Below are 20,901 nucleotides of genomic sequence, written 5' to 3' on the forward strand. Positions count from 1 at the left end.
CGGGAAGGTAAGAAAGTACCCTTTATGGCCTTCCCAAAATGAGTCCCGGTCTTTGTCCAGCACATTCAGTGCGTCAGAGGTCTGCGGATCGGAAGTCACCAATGGGGTTGCTACCAGCTTGTGTTTGTCGAATCCTTCCCCCAGCACGAAGAATGATCGGCTCAGCCTGATATCCTCCGACGAGGCGCCGATCATCACCCTGAATTCACCCGGTTCAACAACCCATTCGTTGTCACTATTCAAAAGTTTTACATCGCGGGGGTGAATGGCAAACTGTATCTCCTTTTCCTCACCGGGCTGCAGGTGAATCCTTTCGAAACCGCGTAGGTTCTTCTCATAGGTGGTGACCGAACTTAATACATCCCTGGTGTACAGTTGCACAACTTCATCGCCGGCCCTGTCGCCGGTGTTTTTTACTTTTACTGTGACGAAAAGGCTCTCTTTGTCGGTAATCTCTTCTTTCGAAAGCTGCAGGTCTGAATAGGCAAAGGTGGTGTAGCTCAGGCCATATCCAAAAGGATACAAGGCTCCGTTCACCCGGCTCTGGTTCCCTTCCGGACCGGGAATACGTCCACCGTCGACTTGCGAAGCTGGTTTTGCCGGGAAGTTGAATGGAATCTGTCCCACAGTCTTGGGGAAGGTTACGGTCAGTTTCCCTCCCGGGTTATAGTCCCCGAAGAGTACGTCGGCTACGGCCGTTCCTCCCTGTGACCCGGGGTACCATGCTTCAATAATTCCCGGGATATTCCTGTCTGCCCAGTTGATGGACAGGGGACGCCCGTTAATCAGAACCAGTATCACGGGTTTGCCCGTAGCGTGAATTGCTTTTAATAAATCCAGTTGGCGGCCGGGCAGGTCGAGTGAAGAACGGGACTTGTTTTCACCGGCAGTGCGGCTATTTCCTCCCAGCACCACAACGGCCACATCGCTTTTCAAGGCGTTGGCCACGGCATTGTCAATCTCGGCCTGTTCTGCGTCCGTGATCGGGTAATCGATAATTTCAGAGTCCGGCCAGTGTGCATCCACGATGTCGCACCCTTTTGTGTATAGTACTTCCATGTCGTCTCCCGCCTTGTCACGGATCCCGTCCAAAACGGTTTCCACCTCCACGGCCAGAGGACCGTAGTGGGTCAGGGCATAAGAGGCATCGTCGGCATTCGGTCCGCATACGGCAATGGTTTGAATATCCGCCTTTTTCAGGGGCAAGATGTTTTTATTTTTTATTAATACGATGCTCTCACGCGAGGCTTGAAGCGCTACCTTCTGATGCTCTTCCGAATTTACTTCTGCATCGGCCTGTTTTAAATCCGTTTGATAGGGAGAATCAAACAAACCTATAAGGAATTTCACCCGCAGAATATCTCTTACCCTCTCGTCGACCGTCTCCATCTCAATCGCCCCTTCCCTGATCAGATCACGCAGCGGCAACACATAGGAGTCGGGCGAGCAGAAGGTACAACGCACATTGAGTCCGGCCATCACCGACTGGTATACCGCCTCTTTCATGTCGGATGCGGTGCCGTGTTTGGAGTAGAGGTATTCCACTGCGTCGCTGTCGGAGACAACGTAGCCCCTAAAGCCCATCTCTTTTCTTAGGCGGGTGGTGAGCCAGTAGTAGCTGCTCTGAATGGGGAAGCCGTCATAATCGTTATAGGCACTCATTACTCCCAGTAACCCTGCCTCTCTGATTACCCGCTCCCAGGGGTACATGTGCACATTCTCCACCTCCCGTGGCGACATCTGCGGGTCTACACGCGACATGCCTTCCCTGCCTCCCTTATTATTGCTGTAGGCGGCATAGTGCTTTCCGGTTGAGGCGACCTGAAAATCTTTTTGCAGCCCCTGAACCATGGATATACCCAGCTCGGCCACCAAAAAGGGACTCTCCCCGTATACCTCTTCGTACCTGCCCCACCGTTGGTCACGGCCCACATCGAGGATGGGCGCATATACGTTGGTATAGCCCAGAAGTCTTGCTTCCCGGCCGGTGATATAACCCACCTTCTCCACAAGATCCTTGTTCCATGTATGGCCTAGTCCCAGTTGTGTGGGGAAATTGGTGGCCATGTAGCTTTCCACACCCCGGATGCCTTCGTTGGTGAAATCCACCGGGATTCCCAGCCGTGTCTCTTCAATGAAAAAACGCTGCACCTCATTCAAAGCCCATGCGTGGCGCGAGGCCGGCCAGACATAAGGGTTGTCGGAGGGTGGAAGTCCCCACTGACGGAAGCCGTTCAGGTGTTCGTCTATGGCTCCTATTCCATCTTTCCAAAGCCTGTTTTTCCATTCCGGGGTGGGGAGATCGTCTTCCAGCACCCTGCCGTATCCGTAGAGGGTGACCATCTGATTGGTCTTCTCTTCCAGCGTCATTTGACTGATCAGATCAGTAATCCGCTCCTCAATTTCTGCTTCCGGGTTTTCATAGACATCCATTCTTCCATTTTTGTTGAAGTCGATCCAGCCTTTTTGGTAAATCTGTTTGTTTTTGGGGAGATATCTGTCCGGAATATCGATCTTGTCTTGTCCGCAGACAGATACGGAGATCAAATAAAATAATCCGATAATGGGGGTAATCGCAAAAAATTGCATTCTTTTTCTTATTTTTCGTGTCATTCGTTTCATTTCCTCAAATTTACTGTAATTATTTCGTTTGAAAAATTATGTACAGCATATTTTAACTTTTTGGTGTAAAGGAATTAGCAACCTGATTTTTGGACAATCTTTACCCCTAAATGATTGGTATACTTGATTTTAAACTTCTGCCTAAGAGAGTTTTATCGTGAAATGACATTAGTGTGCATATTTGAATGCATAGCGGTCACTAAATGAATTTCTTGGTCAAATAACAACTCAAAAAGTTTGATGCTAACATGTCCCTTGTCAGCATAAAGTTTGTCGGAAGGGTTTTGGGTAAGAGCTTTGATTACATCCGGGTTTCTATTGTCAATATTGCTCCTGGTGAGGAAGAAATTCGGCAGTTCACCCTTTTTGTTACAGGTTAAATTAAGTTTGAACCTTAACAACAACCCATCATACTTTTCCCTCTTTGAGACAACTCTTTGAATACTTTTCTTATCCCGAAATCACGTTTATTTTCTGGATCAACTGAATGAGGCTGTCTCAAAATACAATTTAACCTCCTGAGAAATGAATATTGGGATATGTTCTCAGATCGATATCCGAATAAAAAGAGGGTGAAATCACATTGTGATACACCCACATTTAAATCAGTGGCAACTGTGTTGACTACGTGGAGGGAGGCGATGATGTTCTATTAAAATGTTTTTCTCAATTGTAAAGCATTTAGCACCGGCTCATTTTGTTTTTTTGTGAATTTAATTGATATACCTTGATCGGTAACAAACAAGGGAATTTTTATTTGTACTGCATTGCCTAATCCGTACCGTTTTTCGATATCAAAATTTTCGAGAATTATTTTTCCGTTCAGGCTCACATCAAAAATTCTCTTTTGCAGTGTACGATCCCGCTCATTCTCTGATCCGAGGTTGTATGCCAAGTGAGTACTTTTTCCTCCTTCCAACTCGGCAAAGTGTAAAACCAGTTCATACTGGCCTGTTGGGACATCAAGTCGGTATTCTTCAATGCCTACTTGCTGGGTTTGATACACAGGGTCATTCTTCGTGTGACTAATGGCTTTATCGGTCCCAAATGGTGTGCGCCCCTCGCTTTCAATCCGGTAGGGTACTCCACCTATATGTCCGAAGCTTCCTTTCCTGTATGGTTGATCGGGCATCCATACCTCCCTCGTTTCCGGATCTAAAAAGTACCTGGTAGATCCCAGCATCACATTGATGTTTTTAAAGGGCAGTTCCGGATTGTTTAACTGATAGGGTTGCATAAGAAACTCTATGATCGTTTCATCTTTCACGGATATTCCATTTTTAACGCCTTTCGCTATAAGAGTGTTATGCCCGCTTTTGAAAGGGATACTCCACTCTGCAAGCCCGTCGGTTATCTGTTTTACCCCCAGGCTCGAACCATTCACAAGGAGTTCTACCGATGGAAGGTTGCTTGCTACCATGATAGGCTGTATAGTCACGCATTCCTCTTCGTTTGCGATGCCCGTGCGTTTCTCCCAACCGGAATTCAAGATGCTGATCCTCGGCTCATCAGTAAGTTGAGTCTGATAAAAAAGAAATTGGTCTTTAATGCTTCTATCCCAAGTGAGGATACCTTTGTTATTGATGTGAGGCATTGTTTCCATGCGTGTTTCCGAGTTGAAGTCGGCCAGATTCCAAATCATACCTGCCGCTACATATGGTCGTTCCTTTATCGCTTTATAGTAATACTGGTGAAAGAGAGTAGAGTACTCCGTGCTTTTGTCAAAGCGGATTGGTCGATCGCTTCTGATGCGCGGGTCGTTGTCCGCACCATATTCGGTGACAGCCGTGATTTTTTCGGGGAAGTCGGTGTGGAACCGCTCCAGAAAATCGGGAAACCCCTTAAACACCCCACCGTACCATCCCTCATAGAGGTTCCATCCAACCACCATTGGTAAGTCTAACAATCCTGCATTTTTGTACTTGTTGTACGCTCCATGGCTTGCATGCATGGTATAGCGCCCCGGATCTTCCTTCCGGATGATATTTTCCAGCTTTTGTGCGAGATAATAGACCGACTCATGATACTCTTTTTTCTTCGCTTTGTCGTTATCATATTTATCCCGAAGCAATATTTCATTCATATAGCACCAGATAACGAGAGAGGGGTGGTTGTAATATTGACGGAGCATCTCCATCAGCATTTGTGTGCTATTGTCTTCAAATTCTTGTGATTCGGTGATCTCGTTCACTAGCGGGATCTCAATGGCGCATAGAATACCCAGTCGGTCACACGCCTGTATCACCGATTTATCCTGGGGGTAGTGGGCGATACGCAGGAAGTTTCCTCCCATTTTTTTCAACATCTCTATGTCTCTTACCGCGTAATCATCATTTAATGCATTGCCTCTAAACCAGAAGTCCTGGTGGCGGCTTGCACCTATCAGCTTATAGTGTTTACCGTTCAGGTAAAAACCTGTCTGGGGATCAAAGTGGAACCATCGGAATCCGACAGAGCAAACATAGGTGTCCAACACTTTTCCCGTTGCATCCACCAATTGATTTACGGCATGATAGAGGTAGGGGCATTCGGGGGACCAGAGCTGAGGGGACGGAATTGATCGCAGGTCATGTTCAATGATCTTGTTACTATTACTCTCGACCGTGAAAGGAGTCTTCTTCTTCGTCACAAGTATCCCCTGACTATCATACAGAATGGTTTGGAGTGAGAGCTGTTTTTTTTCGGTAGACGTGTTTTTGATGATTGCCTTGACCTGCATATCGGCATTATTCTCCGAGACATTGGAAGTGGATACATAGACTCCTTCGCTTGAGAAGTCGAGTGGTGAAAAATGGGCAGGCTCCTTTATAATCAGATAGACATCTCTATATATTCCTCCGTAGAAGGTGAAGTCGGCCGAAAGAGGAGGAATATCCTTGTTCCACCGATTATCTACCTCTACCGTTATTTCATTGGGGTGATTTTCTCCAAATGTGATTAACCCGTTAAGCGGAACGGTAAACGCGGTGTATCCTCCCTTATGCTGCAAGGCATGTGTACCGTTAACATACACATCGGCAATCTGGTTGACTCCCTCGAAGTGCAGGTAGAGTTGTTTCCCCTGGTATCTTTCGTCGATAATAAGTTCTCTTGTGTATATACCAATACCGCGGTAATACCCCGGTAAATCATCCATTACATCCTGATCGTTCCATGAGTGGGGCAGCTGGACAACCTGGTGATGAATGCGGTTTGTAGTGAATTGCCAGTGGTTGTTGATGCTGATTCTATGTCCGGCTATGCCAGTCACGGCATAGAGGAAAAAAATTGTTGTATATAAGATTCTGCGAATAGATGAACGACTATACATATGAAATTTGTTTATGGGAATAATTAAAATTATCTGAAAGATGAACTATTGTACTGTTGTCATTGCTTTATACGGATTTGTCTGTCGGTTGTTTATTTGCAGGAATTTAAGATTTTATTTGCATATCTCTTCCCTAAGATCAGTTGGCTTTCTGCGTCGAAATGGGGGTCGGATTCGTCTTTTAGAGGTGTTAACCCGATAGAGGATACACAGGCGCTGTAAGGAATAAAGGAGGAGATGGAGCTGATCATTTGATTAAAATGGCTGGTTCCTTCCTTGTTACGGGTCCAGTCCCATCGGGAGACCTCACCCGCAACAAAAAACAGGGTGGGATTTTTTAGATCCTCCCTTAGGTCCTTAACGAATTGTGTCAATATTTTTCTGTATTCTTCGGGACAACAAATATCCGCTTCGCCCTGATGCCAGAGAATGGCCTTTATTTGTCCGTACTTCGTGGCGGCATGGACTCTTTTTAAGGCTTCACCATAGTAATTCTCCTTGGCTCCTTTCATCCATTCCTTAATAGAACTTCCGCCCCTGGCATTGACAATCAGCCCCACAGGTTTCCCGGTTTCTTTCACCATCTCTTTGGCAAAAGAATAGCAGGGGCTTAGTTGCTGCATTGCAATTTCCTTTCTGATGGTAGAATATTTGTTGAGGGGGTTGACAGCTTGCTCGAATTGGCAAATGTCGTTAAGGAGATATACCAGTTTCAGGGTGTCCATCAGGCCCACATGCAGTGTTCCTCTTCCGGCCATGTTTGACTGCCCTATGCATAGGTACAAATCAAGAGAAGGAATGGGGTCGAAAGTTTTTGCTCCTGTTGATGTTTGTGATGAAGCATGCTGCACGATGAATGATAAGAGCAATAATGTAAAGAGATATTTCATATACGTTTTTATTTACTGAAATCAATAATTGTTTTTTTGCCGGTGTAAAGTATTTTCTTTACATCCGGTGAAGGATTGTCGGGTTGGTATAACTTAATTGTGAACGAAATGGTTTCGGGCATCTTCTCAAACAAGCCTTCCCTTTTATCCAAAACTAGTTCTTGCGACGCTTCATTCCAACGAAGGGGGATGGTGGCATAGGCCCCATGCTCAAAACCATTGTCTTCGCCTTGGTCATCATATAATAGAAAATCCGCATCCATACCCCGGTATACTCTTAACTCCAGTTCATCGTCATGGTTCTCCATAGCATACTGCTTTACTTTTCCCAGTGGGAGAATAGAACCTCCTTTTATATACAGTGGCATAACAGGTAGTGGTGTGCTCATCAGGTGGGTCTTTCCGCAAGCAGTCGCTTCTCCGGTCCAGAAGTCATACCAATACTTTCCCTCGTGTATTGGCAGGTATGTGCCTGTTTGCTGCAGATTCATCTTCATTGGTTGCAATACAGGACGCACCAAAAAAGCGGGGCCAAACATGTAACTGTTATCAATATCATGTACGAGGGTATCCTGTGGAAAGTCCATAGCCAGGCCTCTCATCAGGGTGTAATTCCTGTTTGTGATCCTCCAGGATAAAGAATACAGATAGGGAAGTAGTCGATAACGTAACTCTATGTATTTTAGTTGTGTATCATAATATATGTCTCCGGGTTCTCCAAACTGCCAGATTTCTCTAGGAACATTGGTGCCGTGTGCCCTGAAAAGAGGAGAGAAGGCTCCAAATTGAAACCAGCGTGTATATAATTCCTTGAAAGCATCGTCCTTCAGCCCTTCGGGAAACATTCCATCTCTCTCGGTGACAAAAAATCCCCCGATGTCGGATGTCCAGTAGGGAATGCCGGACATGGAGAAGTTGAGGCCGGCGGGTATCTGTTTATGTAAGTTCTCCCAAGAGGATGATACGTCGCCCGACCAGACAGCAGTAGCATACTTTTGCTGTGAGGCGAAGGCGGATCTTGTTAGGATAAAGATTCTTTTATCGCTGGCTTCCCGTAATTTATGATATAGAAATCGGCTCATCTCCAGCGAGTAGACGTTCAGGTACCGATGGAAGCTACCCATGTAAGTGTTTCCTGCGGACTTACTTCTTGCTTCCTGTTTGCGCTGCGTGAATCCATCCCTGAAGGAGGGCTCAGTCGCATCCAGCCACCAGGCGTTGACTCCCTGGTCAAACAACCCATTTTTCAGGTATTTCCAGAAAATCTCCCTTGCTTCGGGATTATACACATCAAATATTTTATATCCTGCCCAGGTGGGTTCCTCAAAAAGAGCGCCGATTGCATTCAGTTCTTGGTAAATATCGCTGGCGGGGCCAAATCCCGGCCATACGGAGATCATCACATGTACTTGTTGCTCATGATTAAGGCGTTCAATCACTTTCCGGGCATTTGGGAAACTGTCGGTATTGAATGTGAGCGCGTTCCAGTGCTCTTTGTCTCCCCAGTATTCCCAATCCTGTACAATATTATCCAATGGGATATTTCTTTTACGGTATTCCCTGACAACTGACTCCAACTCTGAAAAGGATTTATAACGTTCTTTTGACTGCCAAAAGCCGAAAGCCCATTTCGGAAACATGGGCACAGCTCCAGTCAACTCCCTGTATCCTCCAATTACTTCTTCAATGTCTTTTCCATGCACAAAATAATAGTCTGAAGCGTCAGCCACCTCTGAGTCAAAGTGGTATCCGTCAATATGGTCTATGAAGGTTGTGGAGGAATAGTTATCCCATAGAATCCCGTATCCCTTTGTGGAGACAAGGAAAGGATTGGCGATATCCATATTTGAATGTAACAGCAGGATGGTATCCCCTTTCAGGTTCATAACTCCGTTTTGATATTGTCCCAGCCCATATAGTGCTTCTTCGTCGTTTGAGTCGAAGCTTTGCCGGACACGGAGACATGTTTCATCAGCTACCTTCATACGTTGAAAAGAACGTGCCGGCTTCGCCTCTTGTAGCAGGAGACGATGGGTGCCTCTCTCATAAAAAGCGAATGATTCATTTACTTTATCAAACTCCACCGTTAGACCGGTAGTTGTTATTGAAATCTTCTCCTTTGTGGATTTGATTTTAAAGGTAACAGGAGATGCATTTCTCCAGTCGGTGATGAGTCTTTTTGTCACGATGCTGTCACCTTTTGGAAGAGATAAGACCCGGACTATATTTGGAGAGAATAGTTCAATTGTATACGCAACTTCGTTTTGCTCAAAACTGATTCCCCTTTCATGGGTGATATAATCATAAGAAGTACATGAAAAGAGCAGATGAAGCATTAAAACAAGTGGGAGATATAGGGTGTATTTCATTGCCTTTTATTTAAAAAGATCATATGTCACAGATATGTTTTTCACATCCGCATTTCCCTTAATGGTAAAAGCAGGTTTATTATCGACATAGGAGATATTCTCTTTATGCAATGATATCTTTGCTTTTTGCCAACTTTTCCTATTGTCTTTCTTTATTCTGGCAACAACAGAAAAGAGATCTTTGGGACTTCGATTAGTTTCGGAGTAAATTGTCATAAAGTCATTTCCCTCGTCCCGATACTCAAACGAAAGGTATCCCGTATAATGATGTCCGTTGAGCAAATCAATTGTTTCATTATCAAAGAAGATGGAGATCGTATGATTATCATGTGATTTTTGGATGACATCTCCATTTCCCTCTATGGTGATTTGGCATGTTTCGATCTCTTTTTTGATTCTGTTCAATTCAGCTTCAGCCTCATTGAGTACCACCTTGGCTTTGTTGTACTTGTGGTTGCTAATTAAGGCCGCGGCGTCATCCAGTATGGTAGGGCAAAAACCAGTTTCCGGACGCGTATTGAACAGGAATTTGGATAATTTCCTAAGTTGAAATAATTTCAAAGGTAAACTCAATCCGGTGGAATCTGCCTCCTCCTCTTTGAAGCGACTCGCATATTTCAATGTGGTCAATAGTTCTCTATTTCCGTTCTCCTTTGTCGGTTCAATCTCGTGCCCCTCCGTGTAGTCACTCCATGAGGCTATAAATATCATGTCCAGCACATTCCGGTTGTTAAGATTGAATTTCCACATCTCTTCATAAGTCCTTCCCCCATTGCGTGGTATGTAGAAGAAGTGTCCCCTTCCCCATCCGGCACAACCTCGGTTGTCCATGCCCGGCATCACAAAACCTGATTTTAAGGGATAGTTCTTTTTGGAATTGACCCATAGAGAGTCCCTAAAAGGCTTCATAAATTCAATGACATCATCCTGAGTGGCATAATAATCCCAAAAAGGATACTCCTTGTCCATTGGCCTTACTCTTGCGGGCAGCCAGGCTGTAGGAACAGCCCCCAGTTGAATCCACTGATCGATTTCGTTACTTTGGGTGATGGGCTGATACTTGTTCTTCGCTAAGGTGCCCCACTCGGCCCAACGTCGCAAGATCACTGGCTTTTTGATGTTGCTTGGGATGACAATATGAGAGGAGACTTCTTCAAACTCCTCGGGGGTTGCACCGGGCCCGAACAGGTAAAAAACAGGGTGTCCCTTCACAATAGGTCCTGTTGGTGCGGCAAACACATTATCGATTAGATATTGATAGCATCTGACATAGTGTTTGGTTTTCTTCTCTCTGCTATTGATTTCAGGATACATTTTTGTAATCCAGTCATAATATAACCATCCGTCGCACCAGTTTACTCCAATCTCAAAATCATACTTGACGGCAACCTTCTGCATTGCCTTTAGTAGCAGATCGTTTTCGTGATGCATGAATCCCCATTCTATAAAGAATCCGTCGATCTTGGCTGCTTTGGCAGATAGGATCTGGTATTCGATATAGTCGTGATCCAGATTGGACTGCATACCTGCCAGAGGGTAGTTCACGGAGGCAATTTCATGCTGCCCGCTGGTGAGAATAAGGTCGGCATTGTAGCATAACGTTTTTTTGTCTGTTGAGGAATTCGAGGTGTTGGCATAGAGAGCCCATCTTCCCAATTGTCCGTCATGCTGCCGTGTATATCTTACTCCATGGTAGTCGGCATATACCTTTTTCCCGTTCTGCGCCCACACTGTCAATGTGCACAACATCGTCAGCAGGAGTAAACTTTGCTTTAGTGAAATAAACTGGTATTCTTGATTCATTTCTTTTGTATTGATTGTCATGGTGTTATGGTCTGTGTTGAATAGGATAGCTAAATGTATTGTCCAACATCCAACGTCCTTTATAAATTTTTGCGCCATTCATCCTGAATATCTCTTCGCCATTTTCATTGATTAACCCTTCTGCCCACCACTGCTCTGTTGGACGAAGCATGATAATGCCGTCAGGGCCGTTAGAGATACTTTTAATATTGGGGATATCATAAATTTTGTTACAAGTAACGGGGTCTTTAGAGATGTCGAATTGATATACAGCGGATGCAGCGGTAAACCACAGCTTGTTTTCTTCTCCGAATACCGGGAACAAATCATGACCACCGGATTCATTTTCAAACGTATAAATTCGTTGCTGATTAATTAGTTGGGGGTTCGTTGTACTTCCGTTGTATTCAAAACGGAATAATGCTGTCACACCTGATTGAATTGTTGCTGAAGCATACAGAGACATCCTTCTTCTATCCCAGACCACATTATGGGCATTACCCAGCTTTACCGTATGATTTTTTGTTCCCAACACTTTCACCGTATCCACCACAAAGGTGTTGATCTCGCCATATTTTGATTCTGCCGTAACGATATTTCCATCTGGCAATATCTCAGCAGAGTGGGGATTTTGACCGCAATTCGCGTAGAACATCAGCTTCTTGTCAGATAAGCGGATCAAGGCTACTGCTCCTCCGGAAGCAGTCATCAGGATATACCTTTTATTGAAAACCGGTTTTACTTCACTTGGATTAATGAACCAGGGCTGATGAATTGCTGGAATAGAAGCAGAATAAGGATCCCAGTTCCATATAATCTTATGAGTTTCCGCATTTCTGATGATAATGGCCTGTTTGGCCTGTTCTGCCAGGACGTATGCCTTTTCAGGGAGTTGGAAAAGGGTCTCCTTTTCCTCAGGTTCTACTATCGGTGTGTCGTGACCTGAACAAGATGCGCATAGAAAATGAAAGAGCAGAAGAAGCGAAAAAAAGCACTGACTTTTTAGCATCATATCATTTGGTGTTTGTTATTCTATTTTTGATCGTAGTAGTCAATTAAAGAGTGAACCGAAGAATTCATTTGTCGCATATAGGAAAGAAACAGGGTATAAGGAGTGTATTCTAATGAGACAATTCCCTTATTGACAGCTTTCCCGTCCGTACTGTATTCATCATTATATTCAAAATGAATCCACCCAACACAATTCTTTGTTTCAAGCAAACGCAGGGTGAAATTCTGATAAAATTCTCCCCTGTTATTTTGGGTACGTACTAACCAGCCTCCTCCATCGGTATTACTATACCTCTTACCCTGGTAACTTGCATCTTCCGCTTTCGTGTAAAACTCCGTTACCAGAAATGGCTTTGTCCCACACCATGTTTTTAGATTGGCAAGAAAATCGCTTTCCGGTTGCCAGCGGGCATAATAGTTGATTGAAACAAGATCGCAGTAGCGGGCACATGCTTCCACTACTTTTTGATTGTATTTGCTCCAGTCATGCAGGCGGCTTCCCAATATTAGGTGTTCTTGATCATGCCGTCTGACTGTTTCGGTGGTTAATCGATAATAATAATTGGCTACCGATCCCCGGAAATTTTCCTGATCTTTCTCGCTGATTGCACCTGGAGAGGCAAGACCATTTTCCTGCATAAATTTCTCCGCAAAATTTCGCGCCGATTGGTAGCGGTCGGGCAAAGCCAGAAAATGTTTTATATCGATGCCTCGTTGCGGATTTTCATTTTGGTAACTGGCAAAAGGGAGTTCATTATCCAGGAAGTATCCTATAAAGTGTTCATCTCCTGTAAAAAGAGCCGCTTTTTCTTGCATAAGCTGATCAATATATGCGGCAAAAGTAGGCTCAAAAAGAAGTACCAGTCGATTGTATTTATCATCCTCAAAAGCATATCCAAGATTCTTGTACATATCCCACATAAAAGTACGAAGCAGATAGAGATTTTCCGTATAGGCAATTTTTTGTAGCCCGGGTTTGAGTAAGTTGTCCCTCATCGTCTGTGGAAATTTTTCTATTCGTTTTGAACCGTATGATATGCAGTTTAGGTGGTTTTCGGCAATCAACTTCCCGGTTTCCTCACTCCATTTGAGTTCGTTCCCGAATTTGGAGGCAAAGGCTTTTTCTTGTGGAGACGACTCCCCGGGGCGGACATGCTGGATGCCATGCAGTATGAAAGCACCATTATCCGGATCTATCAGATAATATCGGCCTCCATATTGCCCGATACGAAAGAATCCCTCTTTGCCTGTAACAGAGGATGGATTCAATCCAACTCTCCCTCCCCAGACTGTTTTTGAATAATCAGACGTTGCTTTGTACCAGTTCATGTTGTCGATAATACGGGTTTTCCCGGATTCATCTGAAGCCCATGGCTGGAATGTACCATTCTGCCATTTTCTGTATTGTACCTGTACATAGGAATATTCCTCTTTAAGCGGATCCGATGGCTCTTCCGGAATAACAGGAGGTTCTGGTTTTTCCGGTTCAATAACTTCCGGAGAAGAGCAGGCAGCCATGCATGCTATCAATATTGATAAACAGGATACGATGTGATATCGAAAAAGACCTCTTCTCATTCTTTACTTCATTCTTATATCATTCAATCGGCCGATCACTCATTAATGAAGGAGGAATACCCCCTTCATTAATAATTGATCCATCCAGTATTGGTTTATAGGTTTTATGACAACCGTCTTGTCTCTTTATTTTGGAAATTTGATAGAGACTGTGATCACCCTGGCTGTTACGTTGCTGGGATTCACCTGCTTATTGTCCAGTATCTTCATAATGCCGACCCGATCTCCTCCCGAGGTTGAAGTGGATGCCGTTTTGAAAGCGAGAACATCGCCCACGTTGAAGGGGTTGATCGTATTACTAACGATATTGGATAGAGGAATATCTCTGGTTATGGACTCTGCCGTTGCATTATCGAAATCAAAATCGACCAATTTTAATACTTTGGTAGCATTTTGAATGGGCATGTCCAGTACCGATTTACCACTGCTTCCTCTGAATTCATTGCTCTTTGTTCCTGTTCCACCATCAATGGAGTACATCCTTAACACTGCCTGACCTCCAAACGCGTAAAATTTCAAGTCCACGTTAGAAGCGTTGGCTTCATTCTCCACAGCATAATCAACAGGGTAGGTTTTGAAATCTTTTAACGAGAGCAATGAATACACATTGGGATATCCGCTATACCCATTGGCGAGAGGATGAGTACCTATTTCCAGGTGGGCAGTAAAATACATATTGACAATGGCCGTAATTAGAGCTTCACTTGACTTATTCACAACATCACTTACAACAATTTTAATTTTAGATGTGGCATTGGTACATGTGACCTCCGGTGTTAAATTTAGCTTTAGCGGCTTATCATCCCTTACGATGGTATGAACCAGATTTTCAATGCCATCTTCTATACGGTAGATCTTAATTTCAGCAATCCCCCTTTGCGAGGTAATCTGTAAGGGAATGATTTTTGTCTGATCTTTGTCTGCATAGATCGTATCTTCTGTAATGGTAACCACAGGTGGGGTGGGCGTAAGATATTGCACAGGCAGGGTTGCAATTTTCACCTGTCCATAGATATCTGTTGCTTTGACTCTAAATCCCTTGTCTCCCTCTTTATACATAATTTGCTGATTAAATGTATATTCGTTTTCCTTATCGGGGAAATCGATGGGGAATCCATACTGCGTCTGACCGCTTTCGGCAACCAAAAACATCTCCAATGATTTTAAACCTGCTACGGATTGAACTGTGAAGTTTGTTTCCGGCATCTCTCCTCCCTCTATTTCATCATACAGGATGGAGGAAGGATTAAAGATAATGGAAGGAGCTTCCTTTACTTCCGTGATGTTCAGTGGAAGGGTTTCCGAAATGCTTCTGTCAAGCTTATCCGTGGCCGTAATAATGATGGACTGATAATCGGCTGAGTAATTTATTTTTTCGGCATAACTGAATGAGTTTTCATTGAAGAATTCAGTAAAGGTCTTGTAGTCAATGATGTTGTTGTCTGTTTTTTTAATTTGAATCAGCACATTCTTTAAACCCAACTCAGACCGTATAATAGCTACCACCGGCAGATTATCAATCAGGTTCATATCGATCTTCATCACATCAAAAGCAAATGTGATGTCAGGCTCCCTCGTTGAGGAGTCCAAAATCTCTCTTTCATCTCCGCAGCTAATTACTCCTCCGAAAGTAATTAGTATAATAAGGAGGGTTATTATCTTATTAGACATGGTTGTTTTATTTTTTGTAATAACTATAGTTTTCGAAAATATGAATTACTCCATTGACTGGAAGTAAATTGCTTGTGGTGGCGAGTCTCATAGGCGATGATCCATTGCTGCCGGTGTCATTAATGACGATTTTACCGGCATCTGCCTGCCAGGGGTTTTTTCGGACGAGCATGGTCATCAACCCTTGGTCTCCTTTTAGCAATGTCAATACGAACATCGGTTCCACTGGCAATTGCCCGTATCCGCTGTACTCACCGTCAACGATATGGTACAGGAGCATGTCTCTTACTTGGTCCCTATCGCATTCTGTGATTGAGTTGGTGCCCGGAAACCGATCCATCATATACAATTTCATGGCCGTGTTGTTTAATACCAGAAAGGTGTACTTTCTCTCTGTCTGTTTGTAGTAGTTGTCAAGGCCGGCGTATTCTACTGCTTCTGTAAAGATGGAGAAAAGGTCGCTTTTTGTCTGCAAAAAGTCCCAGGCAGTTGCGCTTATATGTGGATCGAGTACGGATGATTCGTAATCATAGTTTTGTTGTAAAGGCATATCGCAACCGGTATTTAACAAAACAAATACAATCAGCGCTGCAAATTTTCCAATTATGTTTTTTAAGCTAATCATGTTTTTTAATATTTTATTTTCCATAATATGGATTGGGTGTTAATAAAGGATTTTCGTTCAGATGTTGATAATAGATGGGGAATAGCTCATTTCCATCCTCTTGCATGCCATTAATCGGTCCCATCACTTCTTTCCATTTGTTGGTCCGGAGTAAATCAAACCATCTTCTTCCTTCTCCAACCAGTTCTATTTGTCGTTCCGTTAATATAAAGTCAATCAGTTCATCTTCCGAAGCAAAACTCATTGCTGCAGGTGTGTCAAGACCAGCACGATCACGAATCTTCTTTACCAGATCCAATGCTTCGTCCCATTGCCCCATTCTTGCTTTGGCCTCTGCTTGCAATAGAATCATGTCACTATATCTGTATATCGGATAGGCTACCTGACAGGTTTTGTTGAGGGTAGTGCTAATGGTGCCTCCGATGAATTTGTTTAACTCCCAGCCGTTTTGGTAATTCATGGCGATGAGGTCCCTCCTTAGATCTTGCTTGGGGGCGTTGGGATCAAAATTGCTCATGAATTTATCCGAGAGTACTGCCGCCCGGTTCCCGGATCCTGTAAACCATTGATACATGAAGCTGTATCCGTTTTCCCCGACCTCTTCCATGTAGAAGTGTATAATGAAAATTAACTCTTTCGAAGTGTATTCGTCATTTTCGGGAGTCATGTCAGGTGCCTTTCCGTTGAGCTCCTCCACAAACATTTTTCTCCAGTCGTCGATGTTGCCTGCCAGGTTCATAAAGCCCGGCTCTCTGCCCATCTTTGTAATGGTCTGATCGGCCAGACTGTACTCATGCAACCACATGTATACGTCAGCCATAATGGCCCATACGCCGTAGATAGAGATTCTTTTTCGTTCTTTATTTTTTACCCGGTCAATGAGAGACTCCGCCAGCTTTAGATCTGCCAGAATTACTTCATTCAGAATAATGTTTTTGTCAGTTCTCGGTTTGTAAATTTCTTCACTATACTTTTCATTGGGTTCGGTATATAACGGAACATCACCCCAGACTCTTATGGCATAAAAATAACCTAAAGCCCTCATGGCGTAGGCCTGACCCAATAAGTCGTTCTTTTCCGCCACTGAAGGCATGTCCACATTCGGAAGATACTTAATGGCGAGGTTGGCTTGGTTAATCATTGCGTACAAATTGGTCCAGTTGGCTGCTCTGTGGTCTGTAGTCAGAAGGTTTTTTATGACATACTCCTGATTTGTCGCAGATGGAGCTCCCTGTGAAAAGTTATCCGATCTGAATTCACCCCAGTAGAAGTAGTTTTCACGCATGGTTTGCCTGAAAAGTCCATAAATCTCGCTGACCCCCGCTTTGGCATCTCTTGCGGTTTTCCACATCTCTGAAGCAGGGATTTCACTCACAGGTTGCTCATCTAATAATGAATCACATGATGTGAAGGTATAAGCAGAGAATGCCAGGTATATTGCTAAAAATAACTTTTTCATAAATAACGTATTAAATGTTAATGTTTAAACCCAAACCAAACTCCCTTTTCATTGGATATCGATAGGTGTCTTTACCTATTTGTAAAGGGTTGCTGCTTGAAAATTCCGGATCGTACCCCGAGTACTTTGTCCAGGTCAAGGGATTGTTTATGTAACCATAGATACTCAACCCCTTTAATCTTAATTTTTTTAGAATCTCTTTTTCGAATTCATACGACATACGAACATTTTGCAGTCGTATGTATGATCCATCTTCCAGATAAAAGGAGTTGGCATATCGTGCATTGTTGAACTCATCATTGTAGGGCCTTGGATAGTTCGAAATATCTCCCTGCTTTAGCCAAAGATCGTGTATCACTTTAGGTGATGGTGTGGTGCCTGTAAATCTAAAAGCATTTCTATTGTGCTCGGCATCGTTGTATATTTTTCCACCAAGTGAATAATAGAAAGAAACGAATAGGGTCACTTGCTTATAGCGAACCTGGGTACTCAGTCCTCCAGTATATTTAGGCATGGCATTTCCAATGACCATTTTGTCATTATCGTCAATGATTCCGTTTTCCTCTCCTCCAATTTCAGCCCAGTTGTAGTCTCCTCCCCTGAACGCTTTCCCGTTTGGCAGCTTTTTAACATTTACTGTGCCTGAATAGTCCGAGCCGTTCAATAAATACTTATAGGCAAAGACACCGTTTTCAAATACTGGGGTTAATTGTTCCCATTTGTCACTGAAAGCATTGGATTCATCGTACTGGAAAACCCCTAAATTTTTATATCCGTAGAAGTCCCCTATCGATCCGCCTTCTTCCATCCACCATAATCCCCCCTCGAGGTAAGATTTCCCTTCCGACAGTTTGATAATTTTATTCTTATTGTACGATATATTGAAAGAGGCATTCCATGTTAAATCGCTCTTTCTGATTATATCACCAGACACCATAAGCTCGTAACCTTTATTATTCATTTCTCCTACATTCGTTCTCATGTATGAGAAACCCGATTCTTTTGGAAGCTGGTAGTTTGCAAGCAGTCCGTCGGTGTTTTTATTGTAATAATCTGCAGTAATGATTAGCCGGCTATTGAAAAACGACAGATCCAGACCGGTATTGAGTTGCTTCGTTTCTTCCCACTTTAGGTTGTCTTTTGCAATTCTTGCCGGAGAAACCCCGCCAATACCATCATAAATAATGCTGGGAATGTATGAGTATATATAGTCATAATTGCCGATGGCTTCATTACCGGTGATTCCATAACTGACTCTTATTTTTCCGTCATCCAATACACTTTTGGCTTTTTTCATAAAGAGTTCATCTGAAAAGCGCCATCCTGCAGAAATAGATGGAAAATTACCCCATTTGTTATTTTCAGAGAATCGAGAGGATCCATCCCGTCTGAAGTTAGCAGCGAACAGGTATTTACCTCTGTAGTCATAGGTGATTCTTGAAAAAATGGAAGCAAGCGAATGTTTGCTAATCCATGAACCTGTCTGGGTTAAATCCAGGTTTGCAGCAAAGGCATTCATTGTATAAATAAAGTCGGTGGATGAGTTAATACCCTGAAGAATCTCGTTCTCATTGTGCCACTTTTGAATACTGGCTCCCAACATCGCTCCAAGGTTGTGTTGATCCCAAGTGTTGGAGTAGGTGAAGAAGTTTTCACTTAACCAGTTCCAGTTTAGGTAATTAAAAGATCCTCCCGAGTTGCTTCTCTGCCATTCATCCGTAATGATGCTTGGGTACAACCTTTTGCGTTTATTCAGGTAGAAGTTGGCGTTAATGTTGGTCCTGAACTTAAGATTTTTGGCAATGCCAAACTCCATAAATTGGAAAAAGTTGGCTGTATAGGCATCTGTATAATCTGTCGTGTGTTCAATTTGAGCAATCGGATTTCTTTGTCCATTAAATATACCCACCAGGGTCCCATCGGGATAATAAGTGGAGAAGTAGGGACGTCTGCTCAACATGGCATTTAGTAGCTGACCTTCGTTGATGCCTTTTTTCAATGAATATCCAAGGGATAATCTCGTTCCCATGTTTAGCCATTTGTAGGGCTCGTAATCGGAATTGACTCTTGTCGTCAGTCTCTGAAAGCTGGTATTTGGAATGATACCCTTTTCGTTGAAAAAGCCGGTGTTGACAAAATATTTTATTTTATCACCTGCCCCTCCAATGCTCAAATCAATCTGATCTTTCTGAGCGGTTTGCGATATCATTTTCTGATAGTCATTATCGACATTGAAAAACACATTCAAAGAGTCTTCGATCATTTGTATGCTTTCATTTGCATTTCCAGGCATCCCGTTTGCCAAAAAGTACTCTCTCCTTTTTATGTCATATTCCCGTCTGTCACTCCTGTTTGCCTGAGGTAGCTTGTGGGATAACTGCCCCCACCCACGGTTATATTTAATATCGAAGCTGGGCTTCTCTCTTACCCCTCCCCTGGTTGTGATAAGAATTACACCATTCGCGGATCTAGAACCGTATATTGAAGCGGAAGCTGCATCTTTCAAGATTTCCATCGATTCGATATCACTTGGGTTAATTCCATCGATGCTTTCCAAAGGTGCACCGTCGACGATATACAGGGGTTTGACTCCCGCTTCGGAAAATGTGGAGGTACCCCTGATCTTGATAGTTGCTGTTTCTCCGGGTTGCCCGGACCCCATAACAACTTGTACTCCCGGAGCCTGACCTTGAAGTGCCTCATACACATTGGCGGGAATTTTTTTTGTTATGTCTTCACTGGTAATTGAAGTGATCGATCCGGTAACGTCTCTTTTTTTCATTGAACCATATCCGATCACAACAAGATCCTCCAAAGTCTGAGTATCTTCTTTTAACGTAATGTTGATACTTGACTTTCCGGCAATGCTGATATTCTGCTCTATATATCCGAGATAAGATATTCGGATAGTAGCGTTATCTGCAACATTCAGTACAAAGTTTCCATTAATATCCGTAACAGTGCCGTTGGTCGTTCCTGCTTCAATAATGTTTGCACCGATTATTGGCTCACCTTGAATATCTGTAACGATGCCGGATATTTGTTTCTTTTGTTGCTTTACAAATGTCGAAGCTGTGTATTTGTTATCTTTAACGGATGCTGTCATATTGGATTCATAAATAACAATTTGCTTATCCAATATTTTATAGGTAAGTCCGGAATTCATAAAAATGAGATCCAAGATTTCTTCAACTTTTTTAGAGTTGGCGTTGATATCCACTTTTTTGTCAACCAGCTTTTCACTAGTATCCGAAAAAACAAAAATAAAATCACTGTTTCTCTCGATCTCTTTACATACATCTTTTATGCTGGTTGACTCAATTATAAGAGTCAGTTCCTGTGAAAAGCTATTTGATGCAGAAGTAAAGAGTACACAAAAAAATAGTAAGAATAAGGTTGTTCTCATGACTTTTAGAGCATGTTTGAGATTATTGAGGTGTCCTCTTTCCTCAATTGAATGTTTATTCATATCTTTGAACGATTTTAATTATTAATAAAAGGGTAATTAATTTCAAATTGACCGGGCGGTATTTGGGGTATCGCTCGGTTTTTCACTAACTGTT

At 43.2% G+C, this 20,901-nt stretch carries 12 protein-coding genes; all 12 read right to left on the reverse strand.

All coding sequences use genetic code 11. From position 1 onward, the window contains the following. A partial coding sequence (locus tag B3Z75_RS11790) for a glycoside hydrolase family 3 N-terminal domain-containing protein (RefSeq protein ID WP_294071817.1) occupies positions 1 to 2,589 on the reverse strand: 2,589 nt, incomplete at its 3' end. 185 nt (positions 2,590 to 2,774) lie between these two features. After that, positions 2,775 to 3,026 (reverse strand): transposase, encoded by a 252-nt coding sequence (locus B3Z75_RS14290; protein WP_414702895.1) that lies wholly within the window; start codon positions 3,024 to 3,026, stop codon positions 2,775 to 2,777. A gap of 248 nt (positions 3,027 to 3,274) precedes the next feature. Next, positions 3,275 to 5,932 (reverse strand): glycoside hydrolase family 2 TIM barrel-domain containing protein, encoded by a 2,658-nt coding sequence (locus B3Z75_RS11795; protein ID WP_294071820.1) that lies wholly within the window; start codon positions 5,930 to 5,932, stop codon positions 3,275 to 3,277. 92 nt (positions 5,933 to 6,024) lie between these two features. Beyond that, a complete protein-coding gene (locus tag B3Z75_RS11800; RefSeq protein ID WP_294071823.1) occupies positions 6,025 to 6,822 on the reverse strand; it encodes a sialate O-acetylesterase in 798 nt (265 codons plus the stop codon). An 8-nt stretch (positions 6,823 to 6,830) separates the two neighbouring features. Continuing rightward, the gene (locus tag B3Z75_RS11805; protein WP_414702896.1) at positions 6,831 to 9,191 is read right to left on the reverse strand and encodes a TIM-barrel domain-containing protein; all 2,361 of its coding nucleotides are present in this window, start codon (positions 9,189 to 9,191) and stop codon (positions 6,831 to 6,833) included. A gap of 6 nt (positions 9,192 to 9,197) precedes the next feature. Beyond that, on the reverse strand, positions 9,198 to 10,994 hold the full coding sequence (locus tag B3Z75_RS11810) for a glycoside hydrolase family 71/99-like protein (protein ID WP_294071826.1): 1,797 nt from the start codon (positions 10,992 to 10,994) through the stop codon (positions 9,198 to 9,200). Positions 10,995 to 11,019: 25 nt separating this feature from the next. After that, the gene (locus tag B3Z75_RS11815; protein ID WP_294071829.1) at positions 11,020 to 12,006 is read right to left on the reverse strand and encodes a DUF6528 family protein; all 987 of its coding nucleotides are present in this window, start codon (positions 12,004 to 12,006) and stop codon (positions 11,020 to 11,022) included. 20 nt (positions 12,007 to 12,026) lie between these two features. After that, positions 12,027 to 13,523, reverse strand: coding sequence for a hypothetical protein (locus B3Z75_RS11820; protein ID WP_414702897.1), 1,497 nt, complete (start codon positions 13,521 to 13,523; stop codon positions 12,027 to 12,029). A 186-nt stretch (positions 13,524 to 13,709) separates the two neighbouring features. Continuing rightward, on the reverse strand, positions 13,710 to 15,254 hold the full coding sequence (locus B3Z75_RS11825) for a hypothetical protein (RefSeq protein ID WP_294071835.1): 1,545 nt from the start codon (positions 15,252 to 15,254) through the stop codon (positions 13,710 to 13,712). Positions 15,255 to 15,261: 7 nt separating this feature from the next. Further along, positions 15,262 to 15,879 carry a fasciclin domain-containing protein gene (locus B3Z75_RS11830; protein ID WP_294071838.1) on the reverse strand — a complete coding sequence of 206 codons (618 nt, stop codon included), beginning with the start codon at positions 15,877 to 15,879 and terminating at the stop codon, positions 15,262 to 15,264. 13 nt (positions 15,880 to 15,892) lie between these two features. Then, the gene (locus tag B3Z75_RS11835; RefSeq protein WP_294071841.1) at positions 15,893 to 17,338 is read right to left on the reverse strand and encodes a RagB/SusD family nutrient uptake outer membrane protein; all 1,446 of its coding nucleotides are present in this window, start codon (positions 17,336 to 17,338) and stop codon (positions 15,893 to 15,895) included. A gap of 10 nt (positions 17,339 to 17,348) precedes the next feature. After that, positions 17,349 to 20,744, reverse strand: a complete 3,396-nt coding sequence (locus tag B3Z75_RS11840) for a SusC/RagA family TonB-linked outer membrane protein (protein ID WP_294071844.1) — start codon at positions 20,742 to 20,744, stop codon at positions 17,349 to 17,351. Positions 20,745 to 20,901: the final 157 nt, after the last annotated feature.

Source organism: Proteiniphilum sp. UBA1028 (genome assembly GCF_002316955.1).
Lineage (GTDB): Bacteria > Bacteroidota > Bacteroidia > Bacteroidales > Dysgonomonadaceae > Proteiniphilum.